Origin of the sequence: Sinorhizobium psoraleae, from assembly GCF_013283645.1 — a bacterium.
Classification (GTDB): Bacteria; Pseudomonadota; Alphaproteobacteria; order Rhizobiales; family Rhizobiaceae; genus Sinorhizobium; species Sinorhizobium psoraleae.
The window spans coordinates 25190-42730 of the sequence record NZ_JABEKV010000007.1 but is presented as its reverse complement, the minus strand read 5'-3'; the positions used below and the strand labels follow the sequence as shown (position 1 = coordinate 42730).

At 61.5% G+C, this 17541-nt stretch carries 14 protein-coding genes; 11 read left to right on the top strand and 3 right to left on the bottom strand.

Features of this window, described 5'->3' with window-relative positions; genetic code table 11:
* Nucleotides 1-110: 110 nt before the first annotated feature.
* The 3 genes from ILFOPFJJ_RS28065 to ILFOPFJJ_RS28055 are packed head-to-tail and all read right to left on the bottom strand — an operon-like array spanning nucleotide 111 to nucleotide 5135.
* Nucleotides 111-1238, bottom strand: a complete 1128-nt coding sequence (locus ILFOPFJJ_RS28065; RefSeq protein ID WP_173513840.1) for an ABC transporter permease — start codon at nucleotides 1236-1238, stop codon at nucleotides 111-113.
* Complete coding sequence (gene rbbA, locus ILFOPFJJ_RS28060; RefSeq protein WP_173513839.1) at nucleotides 1238-4039, bottom strand: ribosome-associated ATPase/putative transporter RbbA; 2802 nt, start codon at nucleotides 4037-4039, stop codon at nucleotides 1238-1240. The genes ILFOPFJJ_RS28065 and rbbA overlap by 1 nt, the downstream gene beginning before the upstream one ends.
* Nucleotides 4032-5135, bottom strand: coding sequence for an HlyD family secretion protein (locus tag ILFOPFJJ_RS28055; protein ID WP_246299844.1), 1104 nt, complete (start codon nucleotides 5133-5135; stop codon nucleotides 4032-4034). Before ILFOPFJJ_RS28055 ends, rbbA begins: the two co-directional genes overlap by 8 nt.
* On the opposite strand from ILFOPFJJ_RS28055, the gene ILFOPFJJ_RS36550 reads away from it, so the two are divergent.
* The 11 genes from ILFOPFJJ_RS36550 (at nucleotide 5049) to ILFOPFJJ_RS28005 (ending at nucleotide 17338) form a co-directional block, all read left to right on the top strand.
* Entirely contained in the window at nucleotides 5049-5633 is a 585-nt protein-coding gene (locus tag ILFOPFJJ_RS36550) for a DUF982 domain-containing protein (RefSeq protein ID WP_376741462.1), read from the top strand. The two genes, ILFOPFJJ_RS28055 and ILFOPFJJ_RS36550, sit on opposite strands and share 87 nt — an antisense overlap.
* Nucleotides 5634-6042: 409 nt before the next feature.
* Complete coding sequence (locus ILFOPFJJ_RS35265; RefSeq protein WP_246299843.1) at nucleotides 6043-7551, top strand: molybdopterin-dependent oxidoreductase; 1509 nt, start codon at nucleotides 6043-6045, stop codon at nucleotides 7549-7551.
* Nucleotides 7548-9041, top strand: a complete 1494-nt coding sequence (locus ILFOPFJJ_RS35260; RefSeq protein WP_246299842.1) for a molybdopterin dinucleotide binding domain-containing protein — start codon at nucleotides 7548-7550, stop codon at nucleotides 9039-9041. Before ILFOPFJJ_RS35265 ends, ILFOPFJJ_RS35260 begins: the two co-directional genes overlap by 4 nt.
* Nucleotides 9042-9051: 10 nt before the next feature.
* Complete coding sequence (locus ILFOPFJJ_RS28040; RefSeq protein WP_173513837.1) at nucleotides 9052-9930, top strand: 4Fe-4S dicluster domain-containing protein; 879 nt, start codon at nucleotides 9052-9054, stop codon at nucleotides 9928-9930.
* The gene (locus tag ILFOPFJJ_RS28035; protein ID WP_173513836.1) at nucleotides 9920-10636 is read left to right on the top strand and encodes a TetR/AcrR family transcriptional regulator; all 717 of its coding nucleotides are present in this window, start codon (nucleotides 9920-9922) and stop codon (nucleotides 10634-10636) included. Before ILFOPFJJ_RS28040 ends, ILFOPFJJ_RS28035 begins: the two co-directional genes overlap by 11 nt.
* A 31-nt stretch (nucleotides 10637-10667) precedes the next feature.
* Nucleotides 10668-12596: an acyl-CoA synthetase gene (locus tag ILFOPFJJ_RS28030; protein ID WP_173513835.1), complete on the top strand. Its 1929-nt coding sequence runs from the start codon at nucleotides 10668-10670 to the stop codon at nucleotides 12594-12596.
* A 130-nt stretch (nucleotides 12597-12726) separates the two neighbouring features.
* Nucleotides 12727-13137 carry a VOC family protein gene (locus ILFOPFJJ_RS28025; RefSeq protein ID WP_312032742.1) on the top strand — a complete coding sequence of 137 codons (411 nt, stop codon included), beginning with the start codon at nucleotides 12727-12729 and terminating at the stop codon, nucleotides 13135-13137.
* Nucleotides 13134-13811 (top strand): VOC family protein, encoded by a 678-nt coding sequence (locus tag ILFOPFJJ_RS28020; protein ID WP_173513833.1) that lies wholly within the window; start codon nucleotides 13134-13136, stop codon nucleotides 13809-13811. Before ILFOPFJJ_RS28025 ends, ILFOPFJJ_RS28020 begins: the two co-directional genes overlap by 4 nt.
* Before the next feature lie 98 nt (nucleotides 13812-13909).
* Nucleotides 13910-14866, top strand: coding sequence for a fumarylacetoacetate hydrolase family protein (locus ILFOPFJJ_RS28015; RefSeq protein WP_173513832.1), 957 nt, complete (start codon nucleotides 13910-13912; stop codon nucleotides 14864-14866).
* A gap of 211 nt (nucleotides 14867-15077) precedes the next feature.
* Nucleotides 15078-16142 carry an OmpP1/FadL family transporter gene (locus ILFOPFJJ_RS28010; RefSeq protein WP_173513831.1) on the top strand — a complete coding sequence of 355 codons (1065 nt, stop codon included), beginning with the start codon at nucleotides 15078-15080 and terminating at the stop codon, nucleotides 16140-16142.
* A 131-nt stretch (nucleotides 16143-16273) separates the two neighbouring features.
* Nucleotides 16274-17338, top strand: coding sequence for a VOC family protein (locus ILFOPFJJ_RS28005; protein WP_246299841.1), 1065 nt, complete (start codon nucleotides 16274-16276; stop codon nucleotides 17336-17338).
* The last annotated feature ends 203 nt before the right edge of the window (nucleotides 17339-17541 follow it).

The window sequence follows — 17541 nt, the reverse complement described above, 5'->3', positions numbered from 1 at the left end:
ACGCATTCCGGAGATCTCCCTGTTGTTCATGCAGGTGATCGAACGCTCGGAAGCAGGATGAGGATTTGGAGTTGTTCGAAGTACAGCGTTCCGGCCTCTTTGTCGGCTGCCTACTGCATGGCGACGAGTGTTTTGCGAAAGCGAAGGCCGGATAAGACAAAAATCAGGGCGCTGATGACAGTTATCGCGAGCATCTGCGGCCATACTATCGCGAGGCCGGCGCCGCGATAGAGGACCGCCTGGGCGAAGCTGACGAAATGTGTCGTAGGCGCGAGCTGCATCACATTCTGGAGCCATTGCGGCATGGTTTCGAGCGGCGTGCTCGAGCCCGACAGCAACTGCAGGATCACGAGAATCGGGATACACAAGAGCCCGAACTGCGCCATAGAGGTCGTGAAGGTCGCAATCAGGATGCCGAGCGCCGTCACCGAGAACTGGTACAGCAGTGTACCTGCCAGGAACAGCCAGAGCGAGCCGGCGATCGGAACCTGAAGGACGAGCTGCACCACGATCATCATGGACACTGCGGCCGCGAAGACGATGACAAGGCCGTTCGCCCAAATCTTGGCGAGCATGACGTCGTTGGGTGTCACCGGCATGGAAAGCAGGTGTTCTATGGTGCCATGCTCGCGCTCACGGATCAAAGCGGCGCCGGTCAAGATGACCGACAGCATGGTGATATTGTTGATGATCTGCATCACCGACGTGAACCAGTGCGAGTGCAGATTGGGATTGAACATGACGCGGAACACGAAATTGACCGGCAGCGAAGGTCCCCCGCTGGCATTCTGGACATAGCTCAGGACCTGCTGGCCAATTATCTGCTGCAGGTCGCCCAAACCATTGCCTGCAATGGCAATCGCCGTTGCATCGGCGTTGATCTGTACGCTTGGTCTCCGATTAGAAAGCAGGTCCTGTTCAAATTTCGGCGGGATTTCGATGACGAAGATGAAGCGGTTGGAGTCCATGGCCGGACCAATTTCGCTGGCCGAAATTTCCTGCGGCGCCTGGAAAAAAGGCGGTAGGATGGCCTCCTTGATGCGCCTCGAGATTTCGGAACGGTCCTCATCGACGATGGCAACCGAGGCGTTGTAGACCTCGAGCTTGGCGCCAGTCGCAACCGCGTACACGGCGTAGGTGAACGTGTAGAGGATCAGCACCAGCATGACTGGGTCGGCGCGGATGCTGTAAAGTTCCTTGACACCGAGTGCCAGAATATTGATGAGCCGCTTGCGCATCAGGACTCCTGTTTCCTGAGAATCAGGCTTGCCGCGGTAACGAAGGCGAGGACGAATACGGCGAGCACCAAATGGTTGAGCCAAAGCTCGGAGAAACCGAGCGCCTTGTTGAACGTGCCCATGCTGATCTGCTGGAACCATGAGGCCGGGAAAGCGAGTCCGAGAGCGCGGCCGGCACCTGACAGCGAGGAGACGGGAACCAGGAGTCCTGAAAACTGTGAAGTCGGGATCAGCGCGATGATCGCAGTGGCGAACACCGCAGCCACCTGAGTGCGGGTGAGGGTCGACACAACCAGGCCGAACGCAGTGGAGGCCCCGAGATAAATGAACGCGCCGACAATCAACGCCAGCCAAGAGCCCTTCACCGGCACGGCGAACACGAACAGCGCCAACACCATCAGCGTAGCAAAGCTGATGAGACCGATGATGAGATAAGGCACCTGTTTTCCGAGCAGGAACTCGATGCTGGTCAGCGGCGTGGAGCGGAAGTTGGCGATAGATCCTGTTTCGACCTCGCGCACGACGCCCAGCGCCGTCATGATGGCAGGGATCAGGATCAGCATCATCATGATGACGCTCGGCACCATCGAATAGACGCTTTTGAGCGACTGGTTGTAGCGGAAGCGGGATTCGAAATTGACAGGCAGGGCAGATGATTCGCTGCCCGTGGCAGTGCCGGGCAAGGCAGCCATGTCCCCGGCGCGGCGTGCGGACTGCTTGGCCAGATAGTCGAGCGTCAATCCGCCCAGATAGGTGCGCGTGGTCTCGGCCCTGTTCGGCATGTCGCCGTTGATCCAAATACCAATCTCCGGGCGGCGTTCCCTAAGCAAATCGCTGCCATAGAGAGGTGGGATCTCGATCGCGAACTTCAGCTCGCCGGCGCGGAGGCGAGTCGGGATCTGATCAGGAGCGGTGATATCCGGCTGCCGGCTCCAGAAGCGCGAGCCTTCGAAACCCTCCAGGAACTCCCGGCTTTCGAGTGAGCGGCTCTGATCGAATACCGCGAAGCGCAGATGCTCGACATCGAACGAGATGCCATAGCCGAACGCGAACATCAGGAGGACGGGGCTGAGCAGGGCAAAGGCGATGCGCACCGGATCGCGGATGATCTCCACGGTCTCGCGCCGTGCGCAGGCCCACAGCCGGGCAAGGCTGAATCGCGCACTGTTTGTCCGCTCCGCGGTGGGAGTCGCCGACACCAACTCGGCTGCAGGCTCGCGCGCTTTCGCTGGTCCCTTGGCGGCGGCCACCGCATCCTCGAGATAGGCGATGAACGCCTCTTCGAGCGTCTTGGCGTGGCGCGCCTCGGTGAGCGCGCGCGGCGCGTCCGCCGCCAGCACCTTGCCTGCATGCATTAGCGAAATGCGGTCACAACGTTCCGCTTCGTTCATGAAGTGCGTGGACAGGAAAATCGTGACGCCGTCCTTGCGCGATAGATCGACAAGCGATTCCCAGAACTGGTCGCGGGCCACGGGGTCGACCCCCGAAGTCGGCTCGTCGAGTATCAGCATCTCGGGGCGGTGCTGGACGGCGACCGCCAGCTGCAACCGTTGCCGCATGCCGAGCGGCAGACTCTCCGGCATGGTGTCAGCGACGTCCCTGAGGCCGAAGCGGTTGAGCATTTCCTCGATGCGCGGCCCCTGCTCGGCAGCCGGCAGGTCGAACAGCTTGGCGTGCATCTGCAAATTCTGGTAGACCGTGAGCTCGCTGTAGAGCGAGAACGCCTGCGACATATAGCCGACGCGTTGGCGCGTCTCGATGTCGTCTGCGTTCAACGGCTTGCCGAACAGGAACGCCTTCCCTTCCGATACAGGCAAGAGGCCGGTCAGCATCTTCATGGTCGTCGACTTGCCGCAGCCGTTCGAGCCGAGAAAGCCGAAGATCTCCCCCTTCTCAATGCGGAAACTCACGTGATCGACCGCGGCGAACGTGCCGAACTTTTTCGTGAGCCCATCGGCCTCGATCGCCGGCGGGCCGGCCTGCGTCACGCGAGGCGGGATCTGGACGCCTCTATGGTCGCCGCGCTTGTCCTTCGGCAGCAGCGAAATGAAGGCTTGTTCGAGGGTGTCGGCGCCGGTTCGCGCCTTGATTTCGGCGGGAGATCCGGTTGCGATGACACGGCCGGCGTCCATCGCGGCGAGCCAGGCGAACTGATCGGCTTCCTCCATATAGGCGGTCGCGACGATGACGCTCATCTGCGGCCGGCGCGCACGGATGCGATCGATCAACTCCCAGAACTGCCGGCGCGAAAGCGGGTCGACGCCCGTCGTCGGCTCGTCGAGGATGAGAAGGTCCGGATCGTGTATCAGCGCGCCGCACAGAGACAGCTTCTGCTTCATGCCGCCAGAGAGCTTCCCTGCGGGCCGGTCCGGAAACGGATCGAGACCGGTACTGCGCAACAGATCGTCGATGCGTGCCTTCCGCTCGGCCTCCGGCTGTCCGAATAGCCGCCCGACGAAGTCGAGGTTTTCGAAGACGCTGAGGGTCGGGTAGAGATTGCGCCCCAGACCTTGCGGCATATAAGCGACGCGCGCATAGCTGCGCTGGCGGTGCGCCCGGTCGCGCATGTCACCGTCCAATGCCCAGACTGAGCCCGACTGGATCTTGCGCACACCCGAGATCAACGCCAGCAAGGTCGATTTGCCGACGCCATCGGGACCGATCAGCCCGGTCATACAGCCGCCCGGAATGGTGACTTTCACGTCGTCGAGCGCGACGACCTTGCCGTAACGGTGCGAGACACCCTCAAGCGAGGCGGCGACCGCAATGTCAACGCTCGGCTGTGTGGCGCGCTCATGCATTGGGAACCTTGACGGCTAGCCAGGCGGGCCAGGCCGCCGTGGCATCGACCCGAACGTAGCCAATTCCGCGAAGGCCGCCCTTCACCGCCTCCTCCATTCCTCTGAGCAACTCGGGTGGCGCATTTAGCTTCACCCGGAAATAAAGCTGCTCGCGTTCCGACTGGGTCTCCACCGTCTTCGGAGTGAACTGCGATTCAGGCGCCACGAATGAGACGATAGCGGGAAAGACGTATTCCGGAGCGGCATCGACCACTACGCGCGCCTCATCGCCAATGGCTAGTCGTCCCGCAACCCCAGCCGGGAGAAAGACGGTCATGTAGACGTCCGACAGGTCGAGCACGGTGGCAATGCGACCACCCGCCGGCAAAACTGCTCCCGGCTCGATCAGCCGATACTGCACCCGGCCGCGCCCAGGCGAGGTGATTGTCGCGTCAGCGAGGCTTGTCTTCAGCCGGTCGACCTGGGCATCCGCCGCCGCGATCGCCGCGTGCGCCTCGTCGACCTGAGCGTTCGCCGCCTTGAGGGCGGCTGCGGCGCTTACAATTAGCTGTCTCCGCTCCTCTTGCTTCTCGCGTGTCCCAAAGCCTTTCTCGAGGAGCGCTTCGGCGCGCTCAAGCTCCTGGTCGGCGAATGTCAGCTCGGCCTTGCGGCTTTCGACCAGCGCCTGCGCCGCCGCAAGCGATTGACTTGCGCGTTTGACTTCAGCTTGCGCCTGACGCAGCTGCGCTTCGAGCTCAGCCTGATCGAGGCGGGCGACCATGCTCCCCGCCAATACCACATCGCCCTCACGTGGCACGATCTCGATGACGCGGCCCGCGATCTTCGTCGCGATGTCGAATTGAGTGGCCTCGACGCGACCGTTGGTGCTGACGATGCCCTCCGGCAGGGCACTGGCTGTTTGTTGCTTCCAAAGGTAGAAGCCGGCGCCCCCGGCAAGGCCCAGCGCGCCCAGCACCACCGCCACGGTCACGTACCGCTTGAGAGGCGCCTTCCTTTGGACTTCGACCGCATGGTGCTCGCGTTCGGTTTTCTCCGCTCCTGGCGGAACCGCACGCTGTTGCTGATCCTTCGCGGTCGGCAGATGATCGATCGACAACGCGATATTCCCTTCAAAGAAAGAATCTACGTATCTGTCTACTCCCTCGCCGCAAGGGCAGCCTTGATCCACGTCAAAGCCCAACCGAAAAACACGCGCGCCGTGATGGTCGAATGGACGCTGCGATGGCACATATGCGGTGGCGCTACGCCAATTGAGCGATCCCGGGACGGTCTCTTGTCCGCATTGAGCGAAAGGAGAGGACATTCCGCTAAACCCGGAATTGGTTTGGATGGCGCCCGTCACCGTCCGCATGAAGGACGGCTGTTTTCAGGTCTTCGCTTCTGTCAACGACGCTCTCGAAGGGGGTCGGGCCACCGAGGTAGAAAATATAATCGGGTGGTTCAAACATGCCGCCGCGCCCTAAACCGAGTGACGCCAGTTGCCATCGCGCGCGAAGCGTTCATTGATGCCTGCGGAGATGCGGGCATGTCGACGGCCGCGGATGGGCCGCTCGGGACAATGACTGGCGCTGGCGGCCACCCCTCGCCTGCCTAGAAAGGGTCGAGCTGGGGCACCCTTGGCGCCCCAGCTTTCGAGCATTCGCGCGGCGCGGCAGAGCAATTCCCTAAAGCCCTCAACACGCTATGGGTGCCTTGTCTGGCATTTTGGTAGATTTCCTCCGTGCCAGGGTCGTATCCGCCACGCGCCGAACCACCGAGCGGGCGGAGGGGCATTCCGCCACCACGCGTTTGGATCCTCCCCCTCACGGAGACAACTCAAAAGTTCTGAACGCCGGTGATCAAAATTGCCGGTTATGGCTCAACCTCCGCGTTATTGACTTAATCGTCATTATGACTTATTAGTCAATTGTAGTGGTAGGGAGGAGACGCCTATGAAACAGCAAGCCGCGCGCGCAATCGCGACAGGACCGGAATTTCTGGGCGCTCGGACCCGGTGAGCGCACATGTTAGCCCTTAAGCCGAAGATGAACCGGCAGGTTCTCAGGGCCATCCTCTTTGCCCTGCCCAAAGTGATGAACCTCACCGCCTCCCGCGTCCCGGCATTTGCTGAACGGCTGAAACAGCGCAACCTCGTCGCTTGGATCGGCCTCCAGGACGGTAGCATCGGGCGCATTGTGGAAATCCGCGGCGGCAGATTCCGCTCCCGTGCGGGTTCGCCGGCCGAGGCCGAAGTGGCCATGTCCTTCAAGGACGCGGCGACGGCGTTGAAGCTCTTGATGCCCAATCGCGATCAGTTGGAAATCATCCACGCGGCCAAGAACTTCAAGGTCGCGACCACGGGACCAGACGATCTGGTCGTCTGGTTTACGCAGACGCTCAACATGAGCGAAACTGCGGGCCTGTCCATGGGGACGCCGATGCACGACGGCAGCCTTCGCTACACCACCTGCACCAACGGCGGTCCCCTGTTCGTATACGTCAAGGGCGGCAGGATACTGCGGGTTACTCCCCTCGAGTTCGACGGCAGCGACCCGTCCACCTGGGTGATCGAAGCCCGCGGGCGCAAGTTCAGCCCGCCCCGCCGCGCGCTGGTAGCCCCCCACGCTCTGACAATGAAATCGCTGGTCTATTCGGACAAGCGCATCCTTTACCCAATGAAGCGGGTGGATTTCGATCCCGATGGCGAACGCAATCCCCAGAACCGCGGAAAATCCGGCTACGTGCAAATCAGCTGGGACGAGGCGCTGGACATCGTCGCCAAGGAGATCAACCGGCAGAAGCGCGTCCACGGACCCGGCTCCATCACCTTCCCCATGTCGTCCCATCACCAGTGGGGAAACGTGGGCTACTACCTGAGCTCGCTGATGCGGTTCGCCAACCTGATCGGCTTCACCCGGGTCGCTGCCAATCCGGACAGTTGGGAAGGCTGGTACTGGGGTGCCATGCACCATTTCGGCAATTCAATGCGCGTCGGCGTGCCTGCGGGCTATGGCGGCGTAGAGGATTGCCTGAAGGAAGCCGAGATGATCGTCTTCTGGTCCTGCGACCCCGAAAGCACCAACGGAGCCTATGCGGGGTTTGAGGGCACGACGCGTCGTTTATGGGCAAAGGAGCTCGGCATCGATTTCGTGCACATCGATCCGCATTGTAATCCGACAGCCCAGTTGCTGGGCGGACGCTGGTTTCCCGTCCGGCCGCAGACCGACGCGGCCCTGGCGCAGGCAATCATGTATGTCTGGGTCACGGAAGGCCTATATGACGAGGAGTACGTCGCCACCCGCACCACCGGCTTCGACGAATGGAAGGCGTACCTGCTGGGCGAAACCGATGGCGTCCCCAAGACGCCGGAATGGCAGGAGACCGAGACCGGCATCCCTGCCAGGGACGTGCGCGCGCTCGCCCGCAAGTGGGGCGGCAGGAAGGTCTATCTTGCCGTCGGAATGACCGGCACCGGCTTCGGCGGCGCAGGCCGCGGCGCGACCGGCGCGCAATGGGCGCGATGGGCGCGATGATGGCTATGCAGGGCTGGGGCAAACCGGGCGTCAATTTCGGCGGTCTCCAGATCGGCGTCCCGCACGACCTGCATTTCTATTTTCCGGGCTATGCCGACGGGGGGATTTCCGGCGACCTGGCGTGGACCGGCAACGCGGTCAACAATTACCAGCGCATGCCGCACATCCTGACGATGAATCCCGTCAAGCAGATGGTGCCGCGCCAGCAACTGCCGGACGCGATCATCAACGGTCACGCCACTGGCTATCTCTGGGACGGCATGGCCCAGGAGGCCCAGTTCGCGCCTTTCAGCTATCCCATGCCGGGCTACTCACCGATACACATGATCTACCGCTATGGCGGCTCGTCGCTCAGCACCGTGACCCGATCGGGACGCTGGGTGGATGCCTATCGGCACGAGAGCATCGAGTTCGTGGTGAACCAGTCCATCTGGATGGAGGGCGAGGCGCAGTTTGCCGATATCATCCTGCCGGCCTGCACGTCGCTGGAGCGCTGGGACATCGGCGAATGGGCGAACTCCGGCGGCTATGCCCATCACGGCGTCAACGTCGTCAATCATCGCGTCATCACCCTCCAGCATAAGTGCATCGAGCCCTTGGGCGAATCGAAGTCCGACTACGACATATTCACCGCCATCCTGACCCGGCTGGGCCTGGGCGCTGTCTTCACCGAGGGCTGCAGCGAGCTCGACTGGGTCAAGCGCGTGTTCGATTCGTCAGATCTGCCCGGCGAAATCTCCTGGAAGAAATTCTGTCGCAAGGGCTACTACGTCGTGCCGCCGGAAAAGCCGGAACTGCGCCAGCCCGTCGACATGCGCTGGTTTGCCGAGGGAAGGCGCAAGGATCTTCCGGAACCGGCTCCGATGCCATCCCAGTACGCCGAAGAGTTCGGCATGGGTCTGCAGACCCCGAGCGGAAAACTCGAATTCGTGCCCGAGATCCTCAAGCGGAACACGGCAGACAATCCGGACCGGTCACCGGTCAATCGTTACATCCCCTCCTGGGAAGGGCTGCGCAACACCGAGCTGAAGGAGCGCTATCCGCTGCAGATGATCGCAACTCACAGCCGCTACAGCTTCCACACCAGCATGGACGGCAAGAACAGCGCGGTCAATCAGGTGGAAGACCATCGCGCCCTGATTGCCGGCCATCGCTTTTGGCTGCTGCGGCTCAACCCTGACGATGCCGCCGCCCGGGACATTCGCCATCGTGACCTGGTAAAAATCTTCAACGACCGCGGCGCCGTAATCTGCGCCGCCGACATATCACCGCTGGTGACCCCAGGCGTCGTCAAGTCCTACGAGGCCAGCGCCGAGTTCCAGCTCATCGACGTCGCGGGGGAGACCGTCGAGGTCGGCGGCTGCCTGAACATCCTGACCCCGGACCGATCGCAGACCCGCGGAACCAGCAGCATGGCTCCCAATTCCTGCCTGGTACAGATCGAGAAGTGGCGCAACGCCGAGGCGTTCAAACTGGATCGGGCAGCTTAGGAGGAAGCCCATGAGCAAGTGGAACATGATCATCAATGTTGGCCGCTGCGAGAACTGCCACAACTGCGTCATCGCGAACCGGGATGAACACGTCGGAAACGACTTCCCGGGCTACGCGGCGCCGGCCGCTGCCGTGGGCGATAGCCCCATCCGCATCCTGCGACGCACGCAGGGCAGCGCGCCCATGGTGGAGACCACCTACTTGCCGGTGATGTGCAATCACTGCGATGACGCGCCCTGCATTCGCCGTGCCGGCGACGCCATCCGCAAACGCGACGATGGCATCGTCATCATCGATCCGGTGAAATCGCGTGGCCGCAAGGACATCGTCCGCTCCTGCCCCTATGGCGCAATCGTCTGGAACGAGGAGCAACAGGTACCGCAAACATGGTTCTTCGACGCCCACCTGCTGGATCAGGGCTGGCAGCAGCCCCGCTGTCAACAGGTCTGCCCGACGAACGTCTTTGAGGCGGTGAAACTCGATGACGCCGCGATGGAGAAAAAAGCAGAGAAGGAAGGGCTCAAGGTGCTCAAACCCAACCTCGCGACGAAACCCCGCATTTGGTACCGAGGATTGGAGCGGTGGGAGACGTGTTTCATCGGCGGGAGCGTCAGCGCCGAATGTGCCGGGGTGGTCGATTGCGTTCAGGGGGCGGAGGTGACCCTTTCCCAAGGAGGCAAGCGCCTCGCGAAGGCCACCACCAACGAATTCGGCGATTTTGCCTTCGACGGTTTTCCGGGTGACGGAAGCACATATCGCGTCGAAGTATCCCACGCAAATGGCCGCGTCTGGCGCGACTGTGTCCTAAGCGAAAGCATCTATCTGGGCGAATTGCGGTTGGTCCGCCCCGGCGCCACAGACGCGCCTGGAGGGCCCGATGCTCGATAGCCATCATTACCGCTCGGACGTGACCGATTGGCAAACAAAACGACGGGAGAGCCGGGGAGCGAACGTTGCCCGCATTCTCACTGCGGCAGAGACTTTGTGTGCGCGTTACGGATCCGGCAAGACGAATGTCTGCGACATCGCCACCTACCTGAATATGTCGCCAGCAAATGTCTACAGGTTCTTCCCTTCCAAACTGGCGATATACGACGCGCTTGTTGCGCGCGTGCTCGACAACAATTTTCCCGTCCTGCGACCCGGCTCCGGAACGCTTACGGGTGCAGAAAGTCTTCGAGCGTTCATCCTGGAGCTGCACCGACGTGTGCTTGCTCTCATGCACGAGGAAGCAAACCTCTTCGAGCTACTCACCCACGCCGACGATGAGCGCTGGCCCGCCTTCGAGGCACACGCAAAACGCGTGAGGGCCATCGTCGCTGAATTTGTCGAAGTGGGTGTCCGCGAACAGGAATTTCGCCAACAGGACAGTCTTCGGGCCGCCGAATGCCTTTGCGCGTCAACCGCGGCGCTCTGGGAGCCGAAAGCTATCAAGAACTTCCACTTCAGGCGCTCGATCACCACACCCGAGGATTTGGTTTCCTTCAGCATCGAGGCTCTCCGGGTCAGCGGCCGCGGAGTTCGTGCTCCAGGCACTGGAGATGGAGCCGGAGGAAGCCCGTCGCATTTGGAGTTACCGCGGCTCCCCAAGTGAGGCAGCGCGGATCGATTGGAGGAGGACATTCATGCTCACAACACCCCTTGACGATTGCGGGCGCCCCCTTGCCACTCTGGGAGATGTCGAGGCTTTCGAGCAAACGCCGCTGCGGGAACGCAATCTTCCGGCAAGCACCTACGAGATGATTGCGCGCGGCGCCGCTATCGCGCCCGATCAACCTGCCATGTCCTTCTTTCTGCGCTCCGGCGACTTTCGTGATCCTTTCGTCTGGACTCATGCAGAGCTCCTCGCCGACATCACGAGGACAGCCAATGCCCTCCGGCGGCTGGGAATCGGTCGCGATGACGCAGTCGCCTTCGTGCTGCCCAATCTGCCCGAAACGCATTTCGTGATCTGGGGCGGCGAGGCGGCAGGGATCGCTTTCGCGATCAACCCGCTGCTTGAAGCGGGACAGATCTGCGAACTCCTCGTCGCCGGGAAGGCAAAATGGCTCGTTACTCTCGCCCCCTTTCCGGGAACCGACATCTGGGAGAAGGCGATCACGGCCGCGGCGAGTGTGCCGGACTTGCAAGGAATTCTGACCGTCAGTCTCGCGCCGTATCTCCGCGACGCCGCAGGGGACGCGGCCGGGGTACACGCGCAGGCTCCGAGCGTCGACGGCCTTTCGATCCCCGTTCTCAGCCTGCGTCAGGAAATTGCCGCGGAACGCGGCGACGGGTTGACCTTCTCGATGCCGAGCCCCGGAGATATCTCTTCATACTTCTGCACAGGCGGCACGACCGGACTGCCCAAGATCGCCGCTCGCACCCATCTGTCTGAAGTATTCGACGCCTGGTCCGCCCGAGCCTTCATTGGCGACGCCTTCGCACCGGGCAAGACGATCTTCTGCGGCCTGCCGCTCTTCCACGTCAATGGACAGCTGGTAACGGGCCTCATCCCCTGGTCGCAAGGCGGACATGTCGTCATTGGCACGCCGCAGGGCTATCGCGGAGAGGGTGTTATCCCGTCCTTTTGGGAGATCGTCGAACACTATCGGGTCGTGGCATTCTCGGGCGTTCCGACCGTGTACTCGGCACTGCTGCAGGTGCCGGTCGGCGGCCGCGACATATCGAGCGTAGGCTACGGTTTTTGCGGAGCGGCCCCGATGCCGGTGGCACTGTTCCGCAATTTCGAAGAGACGATTGGAATCCGCATTCTGGAGGCCTACGGGCTGACGGAAGGCGCCTGTGTTTCCAGCGTCAATCCACCGGAAGGCGAGCGACGTGTCGGCTCGATCGGCCTACGCCTCCCCTACCAGCAAATGGCAGTCGTCAGACTTGACGACTCGGGCAGCTTCACCGGCTTCGCCGGGCCGGACGAAGCCGGCGTGCTCGCGATCCGCGGGCCGAATGTCTTTGCCGGCTACATCAATCCCGAACACGACAAGGGGATCTGGATTGAGATCGACGACGAACGCTGGCTGAACACCGGCGATCTCGCCCGCCAGGACGCGAATGGTTACTTCTGGCTGACGGGCCGTAAGAAGGAGCTTATCATCCGAGCCGGCCACAACATCGACCCCAAGCTGATCGAAAACGCCGTGCAGGACCACCCGGCGGTGCAACTCGCGGCAGCGGTTGGACGGCCCGATGCACGCGCCGGAGAACTGCCAGTCCTCTATGTTCAGTTGAAGCCGGGGACGACGGCATCGGAGGCGGACCTCGTTGCTCATGCCGTCGGCCGTATTCCAGAGCGCGCCGCACACCCGAAGTCGGTCCGGATTCTGACCGCGCTGCCCGTCACATCCGTTGGCAAGATCTTCAAACCAGCGTTGTCGATGCTGGAGATCGAGGATGTCGTGCGCCAGGAGGCGGCGTCGGCCGGCGTGAAGCTGGACTCGCTCTCGGTCGCTCAAGATCCCCGGCTCGGGCTGCTGGCGAGAATTGCAACTGAGGGCGATCCGAGCCCTCTCCGCGAAAAACTGGGTCGTTACGCCTTCAAGGCGCAGTTCCTCTGAAAATTCGCGAGAAGAAGAGGACGTCGACCATGGCGATCAATCTTGCCCGTTACGAGAACGGGGCGCCAGCACTCCCTTGGGCAAACCATCAGTCAGGAAACCAGTCATGAATGTTCCAACTCGGATTCCCGTGACCAACCTTCAGCACCACGTCTTCTACGTGACCGACCTGGAGCGCTCAAAGGCTTTCTACAGCAAGCTCTTTGACTTGCAGTTCTCCGCTCTCAACCACCCGGACAGCAGCGCCGCAATGCGCTTGTCGCAGCAGGAAATGCACTTCTTCTCGTTCGGCTTCCACCATCACGACCTCTGCCTGGTGAAGCATCACAAGCTGAAGATGGACAACAATTCCATGCTGCACTTCGCGTTAGCGGTGAAGGACGCAGAGGCATTCGACGACGTCAGGCGCCGCGCAGGAGAGATGGGCCTCTCGATCCGCGAAGGGCGCATGCTTGCCTCTGCGCGCCCTGTCTCGCGTGCTTTTTGCGTCCGGGACCCAGACCAGCACTGGATTGAGATTATTGAGGAGCCCAGCAGATGAGCAACACCGTTTTCGTTCCCCCGAACGTCCTGCCGCCATTCAAACTGCGCTTCGCCGGCCTCCTGAAGCGGAAATGGTTTCGCGAACTGGTGCTGTTGTGGCCGACGCTGACCAAGCGGCGTTTCTCCAACAAGACGGAAGACTACGGCGTCTTCAGGCCTTCGCTCGTTTCCCACATTGGGCAGCTCTCGATTTATGTGCGCGACATCGCGCGAAGCCGGGCCTGGTACGAGAAAGTTGCCGGCATGATCCACAGCCGCACCTGTGAGCCCGAACCGCATCCCTTCAAGGAAGGCTGGCGCATTCGCTGCTGCTACATGAGCGCAACCGACCACGAGGAATGCCTCGTGCTCGTCGAGGAATACGACCCCTCCGGCAGGATCACCGTGCCTTCGGGCATGAGCTTCTTCCATTTCGCGTTCGAGGTGAAAGGAAACCAACTGGAGGATGTCCTGGCCTTTGCCAAGCAACAGCAGGCCGACGGTTTCCAGTTGAACTACGGTCCGGTCCGCCACAACAGCGAACCGCCTTTGGGCGACGGCGAAACCGGTGGCAACGTCGCCTGCTATCTCTACGACCCCGACTGGCACAATGTCGAGTTCTGCGGCGCCATGGACACGATCGAGAACTATCGCTCGCGATACGGGGACCTCAAGGGCAAGGACCGCGCTTGACCCGCGCTCCGACCTTCAAACAGCGCTCTGAGACGACATTCGGACCGCTTTCGATGCGGCCCATCCAAAGAGCGGCCCATCCAAAGAAAGGAAATGAAATGGTAGTGCAAGTGGCCCGATTTACGATCGGCGGTGAACCCTTATGGGGGATTGTTGACGGAGACGAGATCGCACCGCTCGGAGGCACCTTCCTCTCAACAGCCGACATCTTGCGCTTTGCTCCTGCAGAGCTCAGGTCGCGGGCAGGCACCGAGCGGTTCGCGGCCAGTTCAGCAAACATTCTGAGCCCCGTCACAGCGCCGGCGCAGATCGTCTGCCAGGGTCTGAACTATGCGGATCACGCCGATCAATCGGGGCATGCGCCACGTCAGACGAACCTGCTGTTCATGAAGGCCGCCTCTTCGCTGTCGGGAGCGTTCGACCCGGTTATTCGGCCGGCCGGGTGTCAGATGCTCGACTATGAGGTGGAACTCGGGCTAGTCCTGAAGCGATCACTAAGTGCAGGCGATCACGTCACCCGAGGGACTCTCGGCGATTTTATCGGTGGACTCGTCTTGTGCAACGACGTGTCAGCCCGCGACGTCATGTTCGGCGAAGCCTTCTTGCAGTGGTTCCGTGGAAAAAGCGCCCGCACCTTCTGCCCATGCGGGCCTTGGCTGGTCATTCCGGAGCCTGACGAGGTCGCTGATTTGCTCGACAGGATCGAGATCCGTCTGTGGCTGAACGACGAACTGCGGCAGTCCGCTCACACGCGAGACCTCATCTTTCGGCCGGAAGCCTGCCTCAACGACATTGCGTCCCTGATGGACCTGTCGGCAGGCGACCTCGTCCTGACCGGAACGCCGGGCGGCGTGATCCTGCAAGCGACCGCCCCTCTCGGCCAAATTCTGACGACCAAGCTCTTCAAGGATTCGGAGCGGAAGGATGCGATCGTCGAGGAAGCGACCGCACGCGCACGTTACCTCACGGCGGGCGACATTCTGCGTGCCGAAATGCGCACCGATGACCGCAGCGTCGATTTCGGCAGGCAACTGCTCGAAATCGTGGACGCGTGACCTCGACGGGACCAGGACGCGCGCGCCGTCGCCGCCCACACCAAAGCCCGATCCCCGAGGGGTGAAGGTCCGAAGTGTGACCTCCTGGTCCACCCCCCTGGGGCCGCCGCCTAGCTGGAGGCGAGCCGCAGGTGCTTCAGCCAAAGTGAGAAATGTCCATTGACCTTGGGCTTCGCGCAAAAGCGACGCGTCTCTGAGGAGGGAGACCCGCATGAAAGCTATCAATTTGCTGACTGGATTCTTTAGCTGTCTGTTCGTAGCACCCGCGGTCGCAGGAGGGTTCGATATTCTGGGGCAGCCGAATGACGTCCTCTTCGAGCCAGGACGCTACATAGAGTTCGGGTTAGGTTTTGCCAGTCCGAACGTGGAGGGGCAGATCACTGCCGCCGGCCCCCCGTTTGCTTCGGGCGATACGGCGCCCATGCTTCCATTTTACAATGGCGCCTTCAAGGCCGATATCAACGAGCAATTCTCGGGAGCGGTCATTGTAGACAATCCCTACGGGCGCAACCTCGAGTACAATAACGGGCCGCTGTCCGGGCTGACGGGAGAAGTCGAGTCGTTCGCGATCACAGGCTTGTTGCGCTACAAGCTCACGGATCGTTTCAGCATCTTTGGCGGCCCCAGACTTCAGCGTCTCGGAGGCAACACTGATATCTCAGTCTTTGCAGGCGGCGTGCCAGCGGGGTTCGCGGACGTCGACTTTGAAGACAAATGGGCGGCGGGCTACGTGGTCGGGGGCGCCTTTGAAATCCCGGAGGCCCATGTTCGGGTCGCAGTCACCTACAACTCGGCGATCGACTACGATCTCGACACTTCCGGCGCTTACGTAGGGACGACGAACGTCGAGATGCCGCAATCGGTTAACATCGATCTTCAGGCTCCGGTCAGTCATTCGACGCTGCTCTTTGCGACGGTTCGCTGGGCCGAATGGAGCGAAACCACAATCAGTCCACCGGGTTACCCTTTGGGCTCACTGACTCACTTCAACGACACGACGACCTACAGGCTCGGCGTAGTCCAGATGCTCAACCAGAATTGGGCGGGTTTCACGGCTCTGACCTACGAGCCAGAAACCGACGTATCGGCTGACGCGCCAATCGACGCGACAGACGGTCTGTGGGGGGCAGCGCTCGGCGCGATCTACACGAAAGACAAAGTGAAAGTGACGACCGCTGTCTCGTATTACCAGTTCGGTGACGCTTCGGGTTCATTCGGAGACTTCACGGACAATGATGTGGTCAGCGCCGCCGTCAAGGTGGGGTACTCGTTTTGACCGGACTTCTGGAAACGCCTCGAGTGCCCAGCTTCGCGGTTGCTCGTGATTGATTATCGGAAGGTTTCCATGCCGCATATCGTCTGGACGGCCATAGTCCGGCACCCAGACAGCACTAGATGGAGAAAACTATGCAGAAACAATTCGACCCGAGAGTGTTCCAACTGGGATATGTGGCGTTGGAAACGCCCGATATCGTGCGCGCCAAGGATCACTACGCAGAAGCAATCGGCATGACGGAGACCGCAACCGGTCATGAGGGAGAAAGCTATCTGTCTATTGGCTATGAGCACCACAACATCGTCCTGCGTCAGGCCAAGCGGAAGGCGATGGGCCATCTCGGCTTCCAGCTCAATCCCGGCACTGATCTGAAGAAGCTTGTAGGAGAACTCGGCGCTTTCGGCCTGAGCGCTCAGATCAAGTCCGACAGCCAGCCGGGGATCCGCGAGCTGGTCGAGGTCGAGCCGGTGCCAGGCACCACGCTCCAGCTCTATACCGACATCGATGCTCCTGCACCCGGCTTCAAGCGCACCGGCGTGTCGCCGCTCCGGCTCGGACACGTGGCGGTGATCTCGCCCGAAGGTCCGAAGCTGAAGACTTTCTTCATGGACTTTCTGGGCTTCTGGTTCACCGACACGATCGCCGGCATCTCCAACTTCATCACCTGCAACCGCGAACACCATGTCGTCAACGTGGTGAGCATGCCGGAGAACCGGGTCCACCACATCGCCTTCCAGCTCAAAGGCAATGCCAGCCACGCCATGGCGTGCGACTTGCTGGCCGAGCGCGGTCTTCCGGTGAAATGGGGCCCGTCACGCCATACCGCCGGTCATAACATTGCCGGCTATCACTACGACCCCGATCAAGTGCTGATCGAACTTTATACCGACATGGACGTGTTCATCCCGGAACTGAACATGTGCGAGGCGCGCCCCTGGCACGGGCACTATCCCATGGCTCCGCGCGAATGGAAGCTCACGGAACTCGCCGCCTGGGAACCGAGTTCGCCTTCAGCCTCGCGCAGGCCTGAGGACGCCGGCGAAGTCGACTTCGGAAGCAAAGGTCAGATTTATGCGACTCTTTCATGCTCCCCGATCCTGTTCGCTGGGGATCCGGATCCTTCTCGAGGAAATCGGCGTTCCGCACCAGGTCGCCACGATCGATCTGTCGACCAGCGGTGCGCCTGTAGGGTTTGAATGCGTGCATTCTGGGTCGACAGTCAAACGGGGTTTGGACAAAACGTCCGCAACTGTGGTCACAGCAGTCACTCGGCACCATCCCGACGAACTTCCGGACTCCACCCCTGTTGAGAAGTTCAGCGTGGCCGCGAGGCGTTTTCCAGCCGCGCCGGCAGAGGCCGGCAAGCGGCCGCAGCGACCCTCAGGGAGCGGAGCAGCCG